Origin of the sequence: Nostoc sp. UIC 10607 (assembly GCF_047228265.1) — a bacterium.
In the GTDB taxonomy this organism is placed as follows: Bacteria; Cyanobacteriota; Cyanobacteriia; order Cyanobacteriales; family Nostocaceae; genus Nostoc; species Nostoc foliaceum_A.
This window is the reverse complement of sequence record NZ_JBIQNW010000021.1, coordinates 56371-76640: the sequence shown is the minus strand read 5'-3', so window position 1 is coordinate 76640 and position 20270 is coordinate 56371. Positions and strand designations below refer to the sequence as shown.

At 42.5% G+C, this 20270-nt stretch carries 14 protein-coding genes; 6 read left to right on the top strand and 8 right to left on the bottom strand.

What is annotated here, in order from left to right; all coding sequences use genetic code 11:
- Positions 1–58 precede the first annotated feature (58 nt).
- From ACEYW6_RS18835 to ACEYW6_RS18815, 5 genes are all read right to left on the bottom strand, one after another.
- Entirely contained in the window at positions 59–619 is a 561-nt protein-coding gene (locus ACEYW6_RS18835; protein ID WP_412980931.1) for an SH3 domain-containing protein, read from the bottom strand.
- A gap of 402 nt (positions 620–1021) precedes the next feature.
- Complete coding sequence (locus ACEYW6_RS18830; RefSeq protein WP_412980930.1) at positions 1022–2311, bottom strand: Glu/Leu/Phe/Val family dehydrogenase; 1290 nt, start codon at positions 2309–2311, stop codon at positions 1022–1024.
- Positions 2312–2526: 215 nt separating this feature from the next.
- Positions 2527–3669, bottom strand: a complete 1143-nt coding sequence (locus ACEYW6_RS18825) for a beta-ketoacyl-ACP synthase (RefSeq protein WP_412980929.1) — start codon at positions 3667–3669, stop codon at positions 2527–2529.
- A gap of 408 nt (positions 3670–4077) precedes the next feature.
- Complete coding sequence (locus ACEYW6_RS18820) at positions 4078–4878, bottom strand: peptidylprolyl isomerase (RefSeq protein WP_412980928.1); 801 nt, start codon at positions 4876–4878, stop codon at positions 4078–4080.
- Positions 4879–5038: 160 nt separating this feature from the next.
- Entirely contained in the window at positions 5039–5608 is a 570-nt protein-coding gene (locus tag ACEYW6_RS18815) for a photosystem I assembly protein Ycf4 (protein ID WP_196511271.1), read from the bottom strand.
- 907 nt (positions 5609–6515) lie between these two features.
- On the opposite strand from ACEYW6_RS18815, the gene psbD reads away from it, so the two are divergent.
- The 4 genes from psbD to ACEYW6_RS18795 all read left to right on the top strand — a co-directional run bounded on the left by psbD (position 6516) and on the right by ACEYW6_RS18795 (position 9957).
- Positions 6516–7571 carry a photosystem II D2 protein (photosystem q(a) protein) gene (gene psbD, locus ACEYW6_RS18810; protein ID WP_179066789.1) on the top strand — a complete coding sequence of 352 codons (1056 nt, stop codon included), beginning with the start codon at positions 6516–6518 and terminating at the stop codon, positions 7569–7571.
- Positions 7555–8946 (top strand): photosystem II reaction center protein CP43, encoded by a 1392-nt coding sequence (gene psbC, locus ACEYW6_RS18805; RefSeq protein ID WP_412980927.1) that lies wholly within the window; start codon positions 7555–7557, stop codon positions 8944–8946. Before psbD ends, psbC begins: the two co-directional genes overlap by 17 nt.
- 131 nt (positions 8947–9077) lie before the next feature.
- A complete protein-coding gene (locus tag ACEYW6_RS18800; RefSeq protein WP_190914277.1) occupies positions 9078–9263 on the top strand; it encodes a PCP reductase family protein in 186 nt (61 codons plus the stop codon).
- Positions 9264–9780: 517 nt separating this feature from the next.
- Entirely contained in the window at positions 9781–9957 is a 177-nt protein-coding gene (locus ACEYW6_RS18795; RefSeq protein WP_412980926.1) for a hypothetical protein, read from the top strand.
- 128 nt (positions 9958–10085) lie between these two features.
- Here the strand turns inward: ACEYW6_RS18795 and ACEYW6_RS18790 are convergent, their stop codons facing one another.
- Positions 10086–12551 (bottom strand): hypothetical protein, encoded by a 2466-nt coding sequence (locus ACEYW6_RS18790; protein ID WP_412980925.1) that lies wholly within the window; start codon positions 12549–12551, stop codon positions 10086–10088.
- Between the two features lie 482 nt (positions 12552–13033).
- On the opposite strand from ACEYW6_RS18790, the gene ACEYW6_RS18785 reads away from it, so the two are divergent.
- On the top strand, positions 13034–13162 hold the full coding sequence (locus tag ACEYW6_RS18785) for a hypothetical protein (protein ID WP_412980959.1): 129 nt from the start codon (positions 13034–13036) through the stop codon (positions 13160–13162).
- 727 nt (positions 13163–13889) lie between these two features.
- Here the strand turns inward: ACEYW6_RS18785 and ACEYW6_RS18780 are convergent.
- Together ACEYW6_RS18780 and ACEYW6_RS18775 are read right to left on the bottom strand one after the other, a co-directional pair.
- A complete protein-coding gene (locus ACEYW6_RS18780) occupies positions 13890–14726 on the bottom strand; it encodes an SWIM zinc finger family protein (RefSeq protein WP_412980924.1) in 837 nt (278 codons plus the stop codon).
- 99 nt (positions 14727–14825) lie between these two features.
- The gene (locus ACEYW6_RS18775; RefSeq protein ID WP_412980923.1) at positions 14826–19514 is read right to left on the bottom strand and encodes an SNF2-related protein; all 4689 of its coding nucleotides are present in this window, start codon (positions 19512–19514) and stop codon (positions 14826–14828) included.
- Positions 19515–19657: 143 nt separating this feature from the next.
- Between ACEYW6_RS18775 and ACEYW6_RS18770 the strand changes: the two genes are divergently transcribed.
- Complete coding sequence (locus ACEYW6_RS18770) at positions 19658–20221, top strand: N-acetyltransferase family protein (RefSeq protein ID WP_412980922.1); 564 nt, start codon at positions 19658–19660, stop codon at positions 20219–20221.
- The last annotated feature ends 49 nt before the right edge of the window (positions 20222–20270 follow it).

Below are 20270 nucleotides of genomic sequence, written 5' to 3'. Positions count from 1 at the left end.
TGAATTACGAGAGAATTGGATAGGAGTTTTCATTTATTTGAACCACATCTGTCGTAATTTATGTACAACTGCTGAGGACTATTGAGGGAATATATCCACTCACAGGGGATGAAATTGGTACCCAACCATCTTTTCCACGATTTTTAATTGTTACTTGCTGACCACTTTGTAGAACTCCAAGAATAGGACTGTTAATAGAGGGTGCTTGCCTTACGCGTAGAACTCCTCCTACAAAAATTTTGCGACAATTATCTGTTTGAGAAGTTGTTTGTGAAGGAGGTATTGGCTGCCCACATGGCTTGAGATAAGTGGCAGATACATAGCCAGACTGCGGCGATGATATTGGTATCCAAGTACCTGAATAATTACTATTTTCAATAATTACAAGTGAGTAATTACGCAATGTTCCAATAATTTCACCATCTGGACTAGACCGGATATTGAGATTATCACCATTAGTCTCAACTCGACGGCAGTTATCTGGGGCCTGTACAAGTTGGTATTTACTTGAATGCTGGAGTGATGTAGGAATAGTAGAACCAGCAGGATATGCTGTCAGTGTCAACGAAAGCGTTGCAGTTATCGCTAAAGGTTTTCGCCAGTCAAAAAACGTGATCATAACCAAACTTCTCAGTCTAAAAATAATAATTACTAATACCAATTCTTTGGGAGACTGGACAAAATCAACCTTAGTCAAACTTGGAACTTAAGCCCAAGTTCTGGAGCAACCTCACAAGTAATTGGTATAAGTCGCATTTCTAATCAATGACGTTGGTAAAGAAAGTTGTGTTGCAAAAAAACGCGTGAATAGTCAAAAATTTGCTTGAAGAATTAATAACGTCTTTTTTTGAGTTTGCTTGCTATATATACTAAGCTTATTATTGTGATATCGAAGACGTTTAGTACTAGTTATTTTTTAGCGATCGCTCAACAAAAAAAGGCAGATAAATCAATGACGGTGGAAGTATAGTTACTGCCAACAATGATCTATTCTGCCCCGTGAACAACTAAGTATAAAATCTTAAGGATAAAGACCTCTGTCAGTTAGCGCCTGCGCCACTCTACCCACCCCTAAAGTGTAAGCAGCTAATCGCAGAGGAATTTGGCGCACCTCCGACTGCTGAATTACTCGATGGTAAGCTTGTACCATCAAATGCTCCATTTCGCGGTTAACGCGCTCCTCATCCCAAAATACGTAGGAAAGGCCCTGCACCCACTCCAAATAACTGACTACCACACCCCCAGCATTCGCCAAGATGTCCGGTAGCACTGTCACACCCCGCGCCTCTAACACTAAGTTAGCCTCAAGAGTAACCGGGCCGTTAGCCGCTTCTGCTACAATTTGCGCCTGCACCTGATGCACATTTTCTTCAGTGATTTGGTTTTCCAAAGCGGCTGGTATTAAGACATCGCAGGGTAAAGTTAATAAATCTGCATTGCTAATTGGTACAGATTGGGGGAAGCCCATAATACTCTTGCGATTTTCAGCAGCGTAGACTTTCAACTTGGGAATATCAAGACCGACTTCGGAAAATACTCCCCCAGCACCTGTGGAAACAGCGATAATTTTCGCGCCTGCTTGATGTAGTAATTCTGCTGCGGCACTACCAACGTTACCGAAACCCTGAATAGCTACTCGCACTCCTGCCAAAGATTTACCTTGCTGTGCCAGCGCCTCACGGACAATAATCATCACGCCACGTCCGGTTGCCATTTCCCTTCCCAGGGAACCACCAATAGAAAGTGGTTTCCCAGTTACAACCCCTGGTACCGCATGACCGACATTCACAGAGTAAGTGTCCATCATCCAAGCCATCTCACGGGCAGAAGTACCCATATCTGGGGCAGGAATATCTACGGCAGGCCCAATGTCTTTAATCAACTCGCTGATATAACGGCGGGTGATTCGCTCTAATTCGCCAACACTGTAGCGTTTTGGATCTATGGGAATGCCACCTTTGCCACCACCGTAAGGAATACCTAACAAAGCACATTTCCAGGTCATCAGCATTGCTAGAGCGGATACTTCACGTAGTGTCACAGCCGGATGGTAACGAATTCCGCCTTTGTAGGGGCCTAAAACATCAGAGTGCTGCACGCGATGTCCAGCAAGAACCCGTATTTCCCCATCATCTAATTTCACGGGAATGGAAACCGTGACAACCTTACGCGGGTGGCTGAGAATTTCCAGCACACCCTGATTTAAATTTAATTCTTTAGCTGCCGCTTCTAAGTAGCTACAGGCCTGGTCAAATGGACATATGTGCGCTGGAGAAGCAGGTTCTGGCAGCAACAGAGATTTTGAAATCATAAAATTTTCTCCTAATCACGGTATCTTTGCGAACCGGATATCATATGTAACTAGCTTATCCTTTTTTTTGGGAAAGTAGAAATTTTGTAGTTTTTGTTACAGTTTTATATTTTATATCCTGCTATGGATGCAAAACAGGGTGCTTATACATTAAAAACAAATACTTAAGTAAAACTTATATATTATGTCGGTCAGATAGTTAAACTTACAAGTTTCTACCTTGCCAACGCGATCGCTGCATTCTGCCCCCCAAAGCCAAAACTCAAACATAATACTTGGCTAATTTTACTGAGACGTGCTGCCGTAACGATTTCCAAATCAAATTCTGGCTGCTGCAATCCTACACAAGGTGGTATTATCTGATGCTTTAATGCCATGAGAGAAAAAGCCACGCCTAAGGCTCCAGATGCTCCTAGTGTATGACCTGAGCTTCCTTTTGTAGAACTAACTGCCACGCCTTGGGGAAACAAACGCTGGATGACCATGCTCTCCATCTGGTCATTTAGCTGGGTAGCTGTGCCATGAGCATGAATATAATCAATATCGGCTGGTGTCAGACAACTACGTTCTAGACATTGTTTGATGGCAGCGATCGCACTTTTCCCTTCAGGTTCTGGTGAATTACTATGATATGCGTCGTTAGTTAAGCCAAAACCGAGAATTTCACCATACACTTTTGCTTGACGCTGCTTTGCCAACTCTGCTGATTCTAAGACAAACACAGCTGCGCCTTCGCCCAACACTAAGCCTTCCCGGTGCAAATCAAAGGGATAAGCGCCAGTTTTTGCCAAAGCACCCATCTGCTGAAACCCAGCCAAAGTTAGGGGTGTAATTGGTGCTTCCACTGCGCCAGCGATCGCCTGTTGACATTGCCCAGTTTGTATAAGCAAAGCTGCTTGGGCGATTGCCCAAATTCCAGTTGCACAAGCTGCCATCGGTGCTAAAACCATTCCAGATGCACCGATTTGTCGTGCAGCTGCGATCGCATTCATGTGAGGTAATGTATTTAGCCAATTTCCAAAAGAGGACACGGGCAAATTTGCCGCTTCTTCATACATTTGCCGAGCCATAATTTCCCAAGACGCTTGATAAGAGCGACTTGATCCAATGACTACAGCACAATCAGCTAAAGGTAAAACTAACCCAGAATCTTGCAAAGCAAAAGCAACAACCATCTTAGTTAACATTGTCAATTCAGATGGTTGTTGACCGATTAAACCTAAAGGAATTGGTGTAATTTCTGGAAATGGTTGATGCAACTGAATTCCAGATTTACCTGCTAGCAAATTTTGCCAGCTATCCTCTAAGCTTCCACCCAAGGCGGAAACTAGACCAATACCAGTAACACAAACCTTCACTAATTTAGGAGTTAATAGTTATTCTGACTTTTCACGGTATCTGGAAAACCTCACCTCTATTTCTCTCTCCTTTTAGGCTACGGTATACACACAAGTAGACCCAGAGCCATTTTCCAGGCGAAAAAGGTGGATTTCTCTCGTTCCCATGCTCTGCATGGGAATGGATTATTAGGGGCTGCCGCCTCCAGTCAGATATTGAGTCAGAGACTCAATGAATGCATTCCCAGTCGGAGACTGGGAACGAGTCAAGCCTTATCAAGCTAGGTTTTTAAGACTTGTGTGTACACCGTAGCCTTTTAGGAGAGAGACTTTGAATTTCTCCCTTTCCGCGTCGGGAAGGGGGTTAGGTTTTGAGTGCACTTTTCCACATGGACTGAATTGTCAGAGTAGTATTCTCCCTCTGCTCGTCTACTGCCCTGGTGTTTTCAGATTTTCAGCACCTTGGGTAACTTTAGCAGAGTCAATGCGATCGCCTTGCTGAATTTTGTTGACTACATCAAGGCCTTGAGTGACATTGCCAAACACGGCGTAGTTACCATCCAAGAAGGCTAGATCCGCTAAAGCAAAGTAAAACTGGGCAGAAGCGGAGTCTGGTGATTGCGATCGCGCCATCGCTACTGCACCCTGCTTATGGGGCAATACGACAGGTTGAGCAGTAGCATCAAATGGTTTATTGTAAGTCGGAGTATCTGAACCTTTAGCCTTAACTTCTAAAGGTATATAACGAGCATTTCCCGTTTTTGGGTCAATATAGCTACCTGTTCCTAGTCTATCTGCTGGAACTTTTGGGTCTTTGCTTTGGGGATCGCCCCCTTGAACTACAAACGGTTGGGGGTCGCGCACAACTCGATGGAAAGCTAAACCATCGTACACACCCTTTTGCACTAAATCTACGAAGTTGCCAGCTGTAATGGGGGCATCAGTACCGTCTACTTCGATAGTAATCGGTGAGCCTTTAACCGTGAGCACTACAGTAGCCTTACCTTCGAGCCTTGGTAAATCTGTTATTCCAGGAATACTCTCACTACTAGTTTGAGATACAGATGTTGCTTCAGTAGTTGTCTTAGTACCAGCCTCGCTTGTGGTCGAGGTAGCTGTCGAGGTTGGAGAAGATTTATTAGAAGCGACTTGCTGTGTTGAACATCCTCCCAACATCAAGACACTGATGATCACAAGAGAAAGCAAAAATTGTGAAATTTTTAACCGCATTGCCAGTTACTGATTTAACCAGAGTATCTTATCGTTTTGAGGGGCATTGGGGAGTGGAAAGTGGGGGAAGATGAGGAGGTAGCGGGTCATGAGGGAGCAAACAAAACATTATTTATTTTTCTTCATCCCCCATTCCCAATGCCCAATGCCCCATACCAAATTAAAGTCCTTCTAATGACACTCCCAAAAAGCGGGCTAATTTTGCGCCTTCTGTTTCCAACTCTGTTAAAGATAACGGTTGTCCAACCCGTGTTAAGGGTATATCTCGCCGACCCTTAATGCGTAGATAGAGTGCACGAATGGGATTAAGACCTTCTTTGACTGCTATTCGCACAGATTGCACATCTTCTATGCGGCTATCAATCTCAATTCGGCGGTTTTTGCCAGGAAATCCCCAACGGAATATTTTGATTGTGCCAGTTTCCTGATTAAATTCGTTGTAACCGCCACCTACATCCAATAAGATTACTAGCCACAGGTATGTGGCTAATAGCAAGCCAGCAGTGCCATATAACCCCATCACCAATCCTTGGGGGATGAATACCAGTTGAGTTGGATCAGAAACTATGAGTAAATTAACTTTTAAATAACTGGATATCCCGGCTAATAAAAAGCCGCTTGCTCCCAGCGTAACGATAGTTGCCCACCAGTAGTTACTGAACCGACGAGAACCGAGAACATTTTGATGCAGGAGGCGATCGCCTTTGTTAATCGTTGTTGATGCCGTCATTGAACTACCATTGCCCGTGAGATACTCGCTGTGACATACTCGCACACTGAATGCTCTTGCATAAAGTGGTGGCTCTCTGTGCCAATCCGGCGATTGCTTAGGAGGCATTGAGAGCTATATTTTAAGTCCACGGGATACTTTACCGCAGACTATAAATTTTTACCCTGTACCCTACAAATTTTACTGTCCCGGATGATGATGGCTTGCTTGCACTATGGGACAAACCACTTAGGCTATTTGTATTAGTCAAGATTTGCCAACTTTCTTTCCCGTTGTCTAACGTTTCACATAGTTTTTCGAGAGGTGTATCAACGACCGTGGCGGTGAAGTAACCATCCACATTTTACCAAACATTGTTGACAAAAATTCAACTGCGCTTCTCCCTAGTTCTTGCTACCCATATAATTTGCTAGAGCACGTTATATAATTTCTTTACTCAATCGCTGACAAAAATTCTTTCTCCCTTTCCACTCTGCTCCCCTTTCCCTGCCTGTTTTTCACATCTTGGGAATGAGTTACCCAGCTACGTCCATCTTGACTAAATTTTGTTAGATTTCTGAGAAAAGTTGTGTCAAATTGTAAAATTTCTGATATTCATATTATTTATAAGGTTCGTGTTTCATACCTGATTTGCTTCTGTGTATCAGGCAAAAACCCTGACTAGTGTGATAAGTTAAGAATCATTAAGTTACCACAAGCTAGATTACTAGCCGATGGTACGTGTAATGGCATAAAGAAAGAGAAATGCTGATTTAATTAATCAGCAAGCTCTCAGAATCTCAGTTGCTTTCATGCTGTTGAGATTGTCAAAAAAAAACGTTAATTCCTCACGGCAGTCGGTTACACTGACTCTCCGCACTGCCTTAGAAACGTTGCAATTTAAGTAAAAAAAGAGGATTTTAGTCCGATGACCATCGCAGTTGGACGCGCCCCCAGTAGAGGGTGGTTTGACGTTCTAGACGACTGGCTCAAGCGCGATCGCTTCGTATTCGTAGGTTGGTCAGGGATACTATTGTTCCCCTGCGCCTTCCTAGCACTAGGCGGTTGGCTGACCGGTACCACCTTCGTCACCTCTTGGTACACGCACGGATTAGCCTCCTCCTATCTAGAAGGTGCTAACTTCCTGACAGTGGCAGTATCCACCCCCGCCGACAGCATGGGACATTCCCTATTGCTGTTATGGGGACCAGAAGCCCAAGGCAACCTCACCCGTTGGTTCCAATTGGGTGGTTTGTGGCCATTCGTCGCCCTGCACGGAGCCTTCGGTTTGATTGGCTTCATGTTGCGGCAATTTGAAATTGCGCGTCTAGTAGGTATCCGTCCTTACAACGCCCTGGCCTTCTCCGCTCCCATTGCGGTATTCGTCAGCGTATTCCTGATGTACCCCTTGGGACAATCAAGCTGGTTCTTTGCACCCAGCTTTGGCGTGGCAGCAATTTTCCGGTTCCTGCTATTCCTGCAAGGCTTCCACAACTGGACACTCAACCCCTTCCACATGATGGGTGTTGCGGGTGTATTAGGTGGTGCTCTTTTGTGCGCCATTCACGGAGCCACAGTCGAAAATACCTTGTTTGAAGACGGTGATGGTGCTAACACCTTCCGCGCCTTCAATCCAACCCAGTCTGAAGAAACCTACTCAATGGTGACGGCAAACCGTTTCTGGTCACAGATTTTCGGGATTGCTTTCTCTAACAAGCGCTGGTTGCACTTCTTTATGTTGTTCGTGCCAGTCACAGGCTTGTGGATGAGCGCCGTCGGCATCGTCGGTTTAGCACTCAACCTGCGGGCTTATGATTTCGTCTCCCAAGAATTGCGGGCGGCGGAAGACCCTGAGTTTGAAACCTTCTATACCAAAAACATTTTGCTGAACGAGGGTATCCGCGCTTGGATGGCTCCTCAAGATCAACCCCACGAACAATTTGTATTCCCTGAGGAGGTATTACCACGTGGTAACGCTCTCTAATAGACCAAGTATCTTAGGCGGCACTGGACGCGACCAAGAATCCACTGGGTTTGCCTGGTGGTCTGGTAACGCGCGTTTAATCAATCTATCTGGCAAACTACTGGGTGCTCACGTTGCCCACGCTGGTTTGATTGTATTCTGGGCTGGAGCGATGACCTTGTTTGAAGTCGCTCACTTCATTCCTGAAAAGCCCATGTACGAGCAGGGCTTGATCCTGTTACCTCACCTCGCCACTCAGGGTTGGGGTGTTGGTCCTGGTGGTGAAGTTATCGACACCTTCCCCTACTTTGTTGTCGGTGTACTCCACCTAATTTCTTCAGCCGTCCTTGGCTTTGGCGGTATCTATCATGCCGTTCGTGGCCCAGAGACCTTAGAAGAATACTCTTCTTTCTTTGGTTACGACTGGAAAGACAAGAACAAGATGACCAACATCATCGGGTTCCACCTCATTATTTTGGGATGCGGTGCCCTGCTGTTGGTGCTAAAGGCAATGTTCTTTGGTGGTTTGTATGACACCTGGGCACCAGGCGGTGGTGATGTTCGTGTTATTACCAATCCGACATTAAACCCAGCGGTTATCTTCGGTTATGTAATCAAGTCTCCCTTCGGTGGGGAAGGCTGGATTGTCAGCGTCGATAACTTGGAAGATGTCGTCGGTGGTCACATTTGGATTGCCTTCATCTGTATTGCTGGCGGTATTTTCCACATTCTTACCAAGCCTTTTGCTTGGTCACGTCGTGCATCCATCTGGTCTGGTGAGGCTTATCTCTCCTACAGCTTGGGCGCTCTGTCGTTGATGGGCTTCATTGCCTCCATCTATGTTTGGTTTAACAACACCGTTTACCCCAGCGAATTCTACGGTCCTACCGGTCCAGAAGCTTCTCAAGCTCAAGCTTTGACCTTCTTGATTCGTGACCAACGCTTAGGTGCTAACGTCGGTTCTGCCCAAGGCCCTACAGGTCTAGGTAAATACCTAATGCGCTCTCCAACTGGTGAAATCATCTTCGGTGGTGAAACCATGCGCTTCTGGGATTTCCGTGGTCCTTGGTTGGAGCCTCTACGTGGCCCCAATGGTCTTGACTTGGAAAAAATCAAGAATGATATTCAACCTTGGCAAGCTCGTCGCGCCGCTGAATACATGACCCACGCTCCTTTGGGTTCTTTGAACTCCGTGGGTGGTGTGGCTACCGAAATTAACTCCTTCAACTACGTATCTCCTCGCGCTTGGTTGGCGACTTCTCACTTCGTACTAGGATTCTTCTTCTTAGTTGGTCACTTGTGGCACGCTGGTCGCGCACGGGCGGCGGCTGGTGGTTTTGAGAAAGGAATTAACCGTGAAACTGAGCCAGTGATGTTCATGGATGACCTAGATTAGGCTGTAAAGTTTATTTCATCACTGACAATTAAATAATTTAGTGGCTCTTGCGTAAAAGCAAGGGCTTTTTTTATAAGAAAATTAGTAATCTATTGATTAAACTGAGCGAATTACCAACGGTAATTAATACTATGAGCGATTCCAATTTTATTGATGCTTTGCGATGGACATCTGAAGCTAAAGAAAAGTTACAAAATATTCCCTTTTTTGTCCGCTCTCAAGCTAAAGCCAGAATTGAACAACTGGCTCGTGAAGCAGGCCAAGAGGTTGTGACAGCGAATTTGGTAGAACAGGCTAGGCTTGAGTTTGGGCAATAAAACATTCTGGAGGTGGTAACAATGACAGTCGCCAAGAATCGAGCAGACCGAGTAATGCCTTACGACATTAGCTGGAAACAGTTTGAAAATCTTCTAAAAGACTTGGGAGAGCATCGGGAGTAATTGTTTTAGCTTGAGAAATACTAATTTATACTTAGTTTATTTATCTACGTCAATTTGAATGGGTGATGTATCGAAAAAATGTCTCATATCAGTCCATATAAATCGATTTTTTATTGTTTGTGAGAAATTTGCGTTAAGGCGCTTCTTTTCAACAGAACACTTTTCACAAGCTTATTTTACAATCTTGATTTCATCAACTGTCAAAAGCTCATCAGGCTAAACCAGACGCTAAAATCCTAGCTGCTTTTAGGGGTCAAATGAGCAGTGATTCCGAAAGTTTCGCTAAGGAATTAATAGGCTGTTTTCAATACTGCGTAGCTTGCCGCCGCAGGCATCGCCACGGATGAAACTGTACCAATTGAAGTCTCTGAAATTTAGGAGCTTCAAACCCAAGATGAGCCGTATTAAATTGTTACACCAAATAGCCTATGGGTTAATTGGTACATTGAGAATTGCCAAAAATATCGATTGGCAGAATGCTTGTACAGTAAGGGTTACAGCATTAGCGTATCTGTACCGTTGCTCATTTGACCCCGTTCCCGTCGCCCAAATAAAGCAAATTGCCAACTAAACTCATGAAAGACTCATGAAAGGCAATGGATTCTCCAGTTTTTTGGCGCTCCTTGTCAAAAATATTATCTTCTCTCTTAACTAACCTGCGGAATGTAGGGTGAAAAGTCAGATATGTAGTTGGGATAATTAAGCGTTTGGCATTTGCTGAGGCTCCATAGGCTGAAATTGTGCTTGCGAAGTTCTTCTTACCCAAGGGGTAAACCGATTAGGATGAACACATTCAGCACCATTTAGTTGGTCTTTAAGGTTACTGGCGAAGACCTCAAAAATCTCAACCAGAGCTTGGCGATCGGTTAAGCAACCTTGAAGGGCAATAAGTTGTTCGAGAGTCCAATTATAAAGTTGGGTATCACCCTGTTCAATATGAAAATATAACTGACTCTCAAACTGTCCTAAACGGGCGTAAAAGTTCTCCACCTCAGCTTTGATTGACTGCATATCAATGTAGAACTGCTGTTTTTTGATATCTGATAAAATCGTCGTTTTGAGAGACTCCGTGAAGTTTTGGTTAATCTCATTGTTAACGAGCATAGATACTTCATTGCGGAAGTTGACAATTTTATTGTCTAAGTTGACATTGATGCGATTATCAAGCTCGTTGGCGACATTATTAACGACTAACTGAACATTATTATTGGTAGATTGGTTAACGACAGAATTGATGCGTTGATCGAAATCAGCTTCAATCTGTTGGACTACCAGGCTCTTAATATTTTGGGTTTGATTAGCGATTTTAAGGTTAACTACCGCATCAATACGCTTATCAATGTTACTTTGGATCTGCTGAACCACTTGAGTGGTAATGTCTTGGGCTTGATTAGCAATTTTGATGTTAACTGCATTGTCAATCCGTTCCTCAATGTAGCTTTGCATTTGCTGAATTACAAGATTCTTGACATCCTGGGTGTGATCAGAAATTTTCAGAGTGACGACATTATCAATACGCTGATCGATGTCAAATTGTATCTGCTGAGTTACTTGATTGCTGATCTGTTGAGATTGATTAGCAATTTTGACGTTAACCACATTCTCAATGCGCTGGTCAATGTCATTTGATATCTGGTTAATGACTTGAGTGTTAATCTCTTGAGATTGATTAGCAATTTTGACATTAACGACATTTTCTATCCGTTGCTCCAGTTCTGTTTGCATTTGCTGAACGACTGAAGCCTTAATCTCTGGAGCTTGATTAGTGAGTTTCAGATTAACTACAGACTCAACACGCTCATTGAGTTCTGTTTGTATCTGTTGAATTACTAAGTTTTTAACTTCTTGGGTTTGTTCAGTAATTGCCAGATGGACCTGATCATTAACTATTCTGGGAATTCTCGTAATAAACAAGTCATTGAGATTTTTATTAAAGTAACTAGACCAACCTTGGAAGCTTTGGTTAAAATTTACCTCCGTTTGTTGTATCAGAGTCTGCATCATGAACTCAAGCCGTGCTACCTGCATGGCAAGTTGCTTAGCTTGGCTTTGATAGCCTTTGAGTATCGATTTTTCAAGACCTTCCCAGTAGGCTTGTTTATTTTCGTCTTTTTGAGCCGTTACGCTTACTGAGCTTTCGAGCCTGGCTGACATCTCTTGCCACATTCGCTCCATCTGATCTTGATCGAAACTGAAGCTGAAAGCATTCTCTCCACTGAAGCTACCTCCTCCACTACTGATAGCAGAACCTGTTCCTCCAGTGCTAGTTCCACCACCAGTGCTTACAACAGTGACATTGCCTTCTTCATTCACATTACCGTCTGGCACTCCTGTTACTGGCGGTTTCGGCTGATTGCCATAGCCTGTAGTTACTACAGCCTGACTCACTGTGTTAATTTCTAGAACAACTTGTCCTTTGTTATCTTCTTTGTAGGTATCAAAGAAAAATCCTAAAATAGTGGTTTTTTCTTTAACTTCTAAAATGAATTCGTCTTGTAATCCATTGAGCGAACACCAAGTTTCTTTAACTTCAAGACCAGTAAGATTAGAAACAAATTTCCCATCTTTAATCCATAGCAAAGCCCAAGGCTCTAATCGAAATCTTTGCTCAGAAGACCAATAAGTAGCGTTGCTTTCACGAATCTTTATCTTGTAATTGCCTGGTTCCAATTCAACAAAATTGGAACTTGGTTGCTTCAGATTGGATATAAGTTTTTCATCAAGAACATAACAGTTTTGCTTACTGTCAACTGTTATAGTTTGAGGATTAAAATGTGGTTTATTGCTGCTAACTAAAAGATTGACCGATCCTTTGTTATCACTATTGTTAACATCAAAAAATAAAGCACAAATAACAGTTTTCCCTTTGACTTCCAACTGTAACTTCTTGTTGTATCCGTTTAAAGTTGTCCAAGTTGCACCTGTTTCAGTGCCTGTGTTTTTGTTGATAAATGTACTGCCATCAGCCCCATATATCCAAAGTACAACCAAAGGTTCGCCTTCAGTTTCGCTCTGAGCATAACTATAGCGACCACTGGTAATTCTTATATCAAAAGTCCCTTTCTCCAAAGTAAAAGTGCTAGCAACATCTTGTTGCAGGTGGTTCATTGCATTAGCGTCAATAACGTAACAATTGTTTTTGGTATCAATCGTTAAAAGTTTCATTTTTTTCTTTTGTGAGTTTTAGCGTTTTGAGAAGTTTTGGGTTAGAGTTTAAACTAAAAGCGATATCGGGACTTAAACAAAATCGAAGGTAAAAAAGAGTATAATTCTATCTGGGCATAGCTTTCACATTGAAAAAAGCTTATAGATACTGACTTGGAAATAGATTTCCATTTGTGCTGGTGGGCGATCGCCCATGACGACTGTTGGCGAACTTAACAATTCACTGGAGAGAAGATAGGAGAGAGGGCGAAAGAAAAAAGATTCAAAGCCCACTAGAGAGAAGATAGGAAGGAGGGCGAAAGAAAAAAGATTCAAAGCTCACTTCCGCTACATCTTTATATATCAGTTTCGCGTTTTTTGTATAGTAAACATATATCCCAAGAGGTAAATGTCTTTCCTTTACTCTCAACTTAAAAATAAAATCATAATCATACTTGCAGATTTTTTTTCGAGAGTTAGGTGGTGAATCAAGTCGTGCCGCAATGCAACGGGCAGTTGCAGTAGTAAATAAAATTTTGTTGTACGATACTAAGACTCCGATTATTGTCACGCATGGTAATTTAATGACCGTGCTATTAAAACATTTCCACCAGCAGAATAGGTTTTGCTGAGTGGCAGCGTTTGACAAATCCAGACATATATAATGTCGTGACTGGCAATGATTATGTAGAAGTTAAGCGGGTATGGGGTACAGCCGGGATACGTGTAAATTGGGACATACTGTAAAGTTTTGTAACGTCAAAGAGTTGAAACCATTGCTTTAGCGTTGTTTCAAACCGTGGTTTTGATGTCAACTGAAGATGAAAACATCACCAAAAATGATTGTTTATGGGCAAGCTTGAGCCACTGAAAGGGGTAAAGAGTTGATTTTACTGTGTAAAATTTTGATTGCTTGAAGCCTGATGATTGCTAATTTATACTTACTTTGTTTAGTCTCATAAATTTCAATTGATGATATATCAAAAAATGTCTTACATCAAGTGATGTGAATTGATTTTCTATTGTTTGTGATAAATTCGCGCTGGGAGTACCAGAACTCTGGTGTTATGACTCCGGTGAACTAAAGATTTACCACCTACAAAATGGGGAATATGTCGAGTTAGAGAACAGTTTAGTATTTCCTACTTTAGCAATTCGATATCTGCCAAAACTCATTGATAAAAATCGGGCAAATGGCAGACGGACAATTCGTTAGGCAGTGCGGAAGTGGGTAAATATTGAACTAGCCAACCTAGTTCATAATTATGAATTACGAATTACGTTAGTGTAGCGGTAGCGAGTCCGCGGTAGCGAGTCCGCGTTAGCGACGCAGGAGCATTGCGTCATTACGAATTAGTATCAGCTTCCTCCCACATTCATTGCTGCTAAAAAAGCCTTCTGGCTCACATCTCTGTAAATTGTATTCAAATACTTCATTACCACATCACTTGAAGTTGAACTTACTGCGTTTTCCTCTTCTTTCGCTAGGGGGATTGCTCCTAATACATCTAATACCATCTCATTAGTGGAAGGCGCAATCACTACCAAGGATGACTCTAGTGGCTCATTATATTGCCAGAAAGAATCAATTTTTACCGAGTATTTGTTATTAGAAATTGGCTGTTGAATATCGTGCGTTTCTGTGGTATATGGTTGAATCTTGGCACTACGTAATTGACGTAAATCGCTGATAATTTGCTCTTTGGTGCGTCCGCGCAGCTGAAATAGTACAAAAGGGTCTTCACTGAAGCGATCGCCTAACTGATAGTACAAAGCACCAATGTGTTTACAGGGATTTGCTTTATCAGGACAAGAGCATTTACTGTGGACATCACCAAGAGTAAAAGGAAATATCGAAAGACCATTAGCCGTGAATACTTCTTCTATATTTTGTGGCATTTCTCCTGCTAGTAGCTTGGCAGCAAAAATTGCTTTTTGGGACATGGTTTCAATTACATAATCCCACTGTTCATCGGTAAATGGTTCAAGGGAGAGGGAAACTTTATAAGGTTCGACTTCACTACCTTGTACCCTAGCTAATACTTTTGCTCCTTTAAATTCGATACTGAGAACATTTCCTTGACGTGCATAGTTTCTCGCACGTTCTAAACGTTTTTTAAAGCGATAGGAATCTAACAAATCTAGCCATTGTTGTGACCACCATTCTCGGCTTGCTTGTAATGTGTAATTAGTCATAATTAATTTAAAAACTTAGTAATCTGTCTTATTAATTTTGTGAGGTTTGTAGTAAGCGCTTTAGCGCTCAAATCAAGGACTAAAGTCCTTACTACGAAATTATTCTGCATCATCGTCAATTACTGCACTGCGATCGAGCAATAGTAAATTGCGAAGTTGGTCTGTATCCATTTCGGTTAACCATTCTTCACCAGCACCTACAACTTGTTCAGCCAGTTGTTTTTTACTTTCAATCATGTCATGAATTTTTTCTTCTAAAGTGCCTGTGCAGACAAATTTATGTACTTGCACATTCCGAGTTTGACCAATCCGAAATACTCTGTCTGTGGCTTGATTTTCCACGGCTGGATTCCACCATCTATCAAAATGGAATACATGATTTGCTCGTGTTAAATTAAGTCCGACTCCACCCGCTTTCAGAGAAAGAATCATAATTGGTGGTCCTTGAGGATCGTGTTGGAAACGGTCGATCATTTCCTCCCGTTGTTTTTTGCTGGTGCTGCCATATAAAAAGAATATTTCTCGCCCTAGCTGTTTTTCTAAATAGGGTTTCAGTAACTTACCCCACTCAGCAAATTGTGTGAAAATTAAAGCTCTATCGCCTTCAGCTAAAACTTCTTCTAACATTTCTTCTAGCCGCAGAAGTTTGGCTGAATTGTGTTGCTCTAATGTCGCCTGTTTCAAATATTGGGCTGGATGATTGCAGATTTGTTTGAGTTTAATTAGTAAAGCCAAAATCATCCCCCGGCGTTGCAATCCTTCAGCAGACTCTATATCTACTAAAGATTGTTCTACAACTTGTTGATAAAGTGCAGCTTGTTCACCAGTCAGACCGCAAAATACGGTCATTTCTTGCTTATCTGGTAAATCTTGAATGATGTCGCGATCGCTTTTCAATCGCCGCAGTATAAATGGTTGAACTAATGAACGTAACTGAGTCAAAGAAGCAGTATCACCATACTTTTCTATTGGCATGGCAAACCGCCGCTGGAAAAATTGCTTATTGCCTAAATACCCTGGATTGAGAAAATCTAAAATAGACCAAAGTTCTTGCAGCCTATTTTCTACTGGTGTCCCCGTTAATGCAATACGAAATGTCGCTTCTAATTCCCGCACTGCTTTTGACTGCTTCGCCTCTGGGTTTTTCACATTCTGGGCTTCATCTAAAACTATTATCTGCCAAGATACACTTTGCAATGACTTTATATCTCGATGAAGAAGTGAGTAGCTGGTAACAATTAAATCATGTTTTTTTACGGCTTCTAAAAACGCTTTTCCTTTTGGACGTTTGTCACCGTGATATTGCAAAATTTTCAGGCTGGGTGCAAATTTATTGACTTCCCGTTCCCAGTTGCCTAAAACCGAAGTCGGGCAAACCAATAGTGTTGGATTTTCTAGTGCGTCCTGTTCTTTTAAGTGCAGCAGAAAAGCAATGAATTGGACAGTGTTATGGCAAATAATATTGTTAGCGACAAAATTGTGATGTTCGCTAACTTCAAAGTCATAAACCCATCCCTCATAATCTATCTCTTCTATAGATTCAATCCGACAATAAAATACCTCTTGATCGAGGAGACATTGCAAAGACTGTCTTGTTAAGCTCAACAGTTCTACATCTAGGTTGCTATATGCTGTCAGGGTTTGAGTTGTCCACTTGGAAGGTTTTAGTAGCTGATACTGTTCTTGGGCTTCTCCACTAATCATGCGGCTCATACCAGCTATTACTCGCTGTAAACTATCTCTAGAAAATTGCTGTGAACCATTAATGTAAACAGTGTTGTGCATCCCAAAATGCCGCAATGGGAGTCCCGTTGCTATGACTGTTTGGGCAACCATATCAGAAGCAGGAATTCCTTCAATATTTGTGTTGCTGACCAATTGACAAATTTGCTCTAACTTGCTCTGTTTATCTGAGTTATTAAAACCAATTTCTTGGAGAAATCTGCGGGCAGAATTACCTCCAATTACACCAATATAGTAAGTGCGTAAAGTATGAGTTCCATTAGTGGCACACTTCAGTTTGGGCGATATTCGTAACCAAATGCCGAAGCGCCGCAACAGTGCAGAAAGTTGCTGAATTAGTAAAGCTGAAGCTGTAGCAATTTCAATACTCCCCATACTCAAAACAACAGCAGATTCAGCATCAAAATAGTTTTGTAAAAATATCCGCACACTATCCAAGTCTGCCTGCATAATGAAGGGCGGAATAGATTTTTCTGCCGATAGTTTACCCCAAACATAACCTTTAGCTTCTAAGAATTCCCGATAGGCTTGGCTGTTAACTCGAAGAGCAGAAACTCTGTTAGGGAAGGTAGATATATTAGGGCTATTAATTTTGAGGTTATAGCGCTCTTTAATACGTTGGCAAATCTGGAGTAAATCCTCTAATACTTTGGTGTCTTTTTGGGATATTGTGACTCTTCCCACATCGGGTAGTTCATGCCCTTCAGCAATCTGCCAAGCAAGAAACTTGACTAAATCAGGGTCTTGTGGTTGCCCATTCCAAAGCGTTTTACCTGGTACACAAACGTAATCACCCACCTGTAAGTTATTTGTCCAACCTTTACTTGTTAGCAGCTTGTGACGATGAGTGATGGTGATATTGCTACCATCTTCTAGCGTGATTTTTCGCAATTTTTCGCAGACTTGCTGCCGATACAACCGCCTAACATTAGCCTGGACAATTTTGCCAGTTTTTTCATCTATGGAATTAACTAGTAATCCCTCTGTAGGGTTAGTCCAAAATCCTTCGCCGTCAAACTCTGCTTGTCCAGCGTGAGTTTTCCAGATTGTCTCGGCTGTGCGTAACAGTCCATTTACATTTATTAGAGTATCATTCGCTACGCATTTACCGAGTCCCATATCGTCTGCGAGACATGCACCCAAACCCCAACGTTCTAAGAATGACAGCCAAGCAGCACCACGTTCTTGATACGGTCGCAACTGTCCTTTAAAGCCTGTTGGTGTGGGCAAAGGTGCGATCGCTTGATTATTGTTTAGCGCCCCAATCAACTCTTGCAACGCCCCAGATGCCTCAAAGCTCACCACTGGTAACTTTTCAATTACCTGGGTATCCCCTGTACTGAAACGCAAGGCATCTTCCAGGGAAAGCGCCATTTGATCTTTGCGAGTAGTAAAAAATGTTTGGGCTGTCTTAATGTCTTGAGGCCGCAATTCCACCCACTCGCCGTTAATTTCCACTAGCGGACTATTTAAAGCAACAAGTTTATCAAACTCGGCTTTAGAAATAGTTTGTCCGCCAATTGCCAATTGCCATTGGAAATTCAGCAGACTTTGTAAGCCTAAACGTCCCTGCTTTTTCTTTGGGGTTTCAGCAGTAATTTTTAAACCCAAACGGTTCGCCCATCCTTCGCGGTTAGCTAAACTGGGAGGCAAAATTACTCCTAAACCACTGTCTTCCAACCTCCAAGCTACAGCTTTGATAAACTCATAAGCTTGCATAGGGGTGATCCGACAAAATTGGGGATATTCGGTTTCAAAACTGGCTACTATTGTTGGATATAATCTGGAAGCTACCCCCAAACCTCGCAAAAATGTTTCCTGTGGTTGCTCAATTGTCCGATTTTTGTAAACCAATCGTTCAACTGGATTGTTCCAAATAGTAGCCGCATCCACCAAAAACTCAGAATCATCAGCCGCTTGCAGGAAATACGCCAATGTCCACTCTGTTTCGCCAGACTCTGGAGAACGCAGTTGAAAACAGGTACGAAATAGAGTTTTAAGATTTAATTGGTATTGTAGCGGCATAGTCCAAGCTTTCAGTGCCGCTTCCAGTCGTTCCACTTCAATTGTATTTGCATTAACTGTATGAGATGTACTAGTTAACGCTTGCAACCACTGTCGCACCGCAGCTGGTAAAGATGCGCTCGCTTTAGCTTCAATTGGAGGTTGAGAACCCACCATTTCTCGCACTTGGGCATCTATCGTACTGTTAAGAAATCCCAGCAACAATTCTTGAGGTTCGGCTGGAAAGTTTACATAAAATAGGGATTGAAAAAACTCCTCCCCAGTCCCCAATCCCCAGTCCCCACTCCCCACTCCCTCCTGATAAGTACGACAAACCAACGGCATATTCGCAGAAAATCTTTCTAGACGGGTTCCATCTACAGCGCTGTCTAAAAGTACTTGCCATTTAGCAGCAAATGCACCATCTGATTGACGCCCAATTGTTGGTAAAAACTTACACCGTGAGATTAAATCTAAATTCCACCGGGCAACCTGCGACCAAAAACGTAAATCTCCACCCAAAAAGGCATCTTCCCCTTTAGCAGCATTTAGGGGAACAGCAGCGAGAAATTTTACTGCTTCACTGGGCTTGAGACAAAAACCTTCAACTCGCCACGGTTGTAGATATTGCGGGGAGTCTGTGTCTAGCCCCAAGCTGGCAGAATGCACAGGGAAAATCGCTGCTGTTCCTTCACTACTATCTTCTGGGATATAAGTTGGTAGGGCAACGATTTGCGAATGTATTGGCAAACTTATCTCAGTGGCACTGGCGGCTTTCCGTGTTCGCCCAGTAGTAGCCATCGCAACTTGAGGTTGCTGGATGAAGTTGGTAATTGCCATGTTCTGCGAATCGCCAAAGGCGACGCTTCGCGATCGCAACCACTCACTCAACTCAACTGATGTCATCGCCAACGGATGTAGTGGTATATCTCCAGACCCACTAAACTCGAAATTCACTCGTGGCGATCGCCAAGTTTCCCCCCAAATAAATAAACAACCACTTTGATTTTTTAGTAACCAATTACAGTGTAAAATCGCCATTTGATAACTACTTAGATTTTCCCAAAATTAAAGAATTTAAATCGTCAATATTCTACTTTTTAGATTCTTTCCAAATATTTTTACGGCAATCGTTGCATATAATAATTGTTTCAGCAGTCAATTCGCATAAATATTATTAATTAATGGATTTTCCTATTGTTCAAGTTTTAAAAAGCGGCATAATAGTTGAACTAGATTATATGCATCCTCAAGAACAGGAGGTTGTAAGAACATTACTCAATGTTGTAATTGTTGAAGGTAAAACTTATCCCCAAAAGCAACCTCTATCTCAGGCAGAATTTTCAGCTTACTGGTTGAGTAAGGATGCCTTTGTTGTCAGGACATCTGTTCAAGATGATACACACAAGCCAAAAGAAATATTAGGGGCGTTTTATTTAAAACCAAACTTTCCCGGTCGGTGTTGCCATATTTGCAACGCTGGTTTTATTGTACAACCTGAGTTACGCGGTCAGGGGATTGGGCGGTTTATGGGGGAGGCGATGCTCTTGATAGCAGCAAACCTGGGCTACGAAGCAGTAATGTTCAATTTGGTCTTTGAAACTAATATACCTTCAATTACACTCTGGCAGTCGTTAGGATTTGAGATCATTGGGCGAATTCCGCGCGCGGCGAAGCTAGAGGATGAAGAAGTAGTAGACGCGCTGATGATGTATCGCACTTTGGATTTGTTAACTGTTGACGGTTAACAGTCATCAGTCATCAGTTATCTTTGTATGTACTAGAAGTCAGTCATAG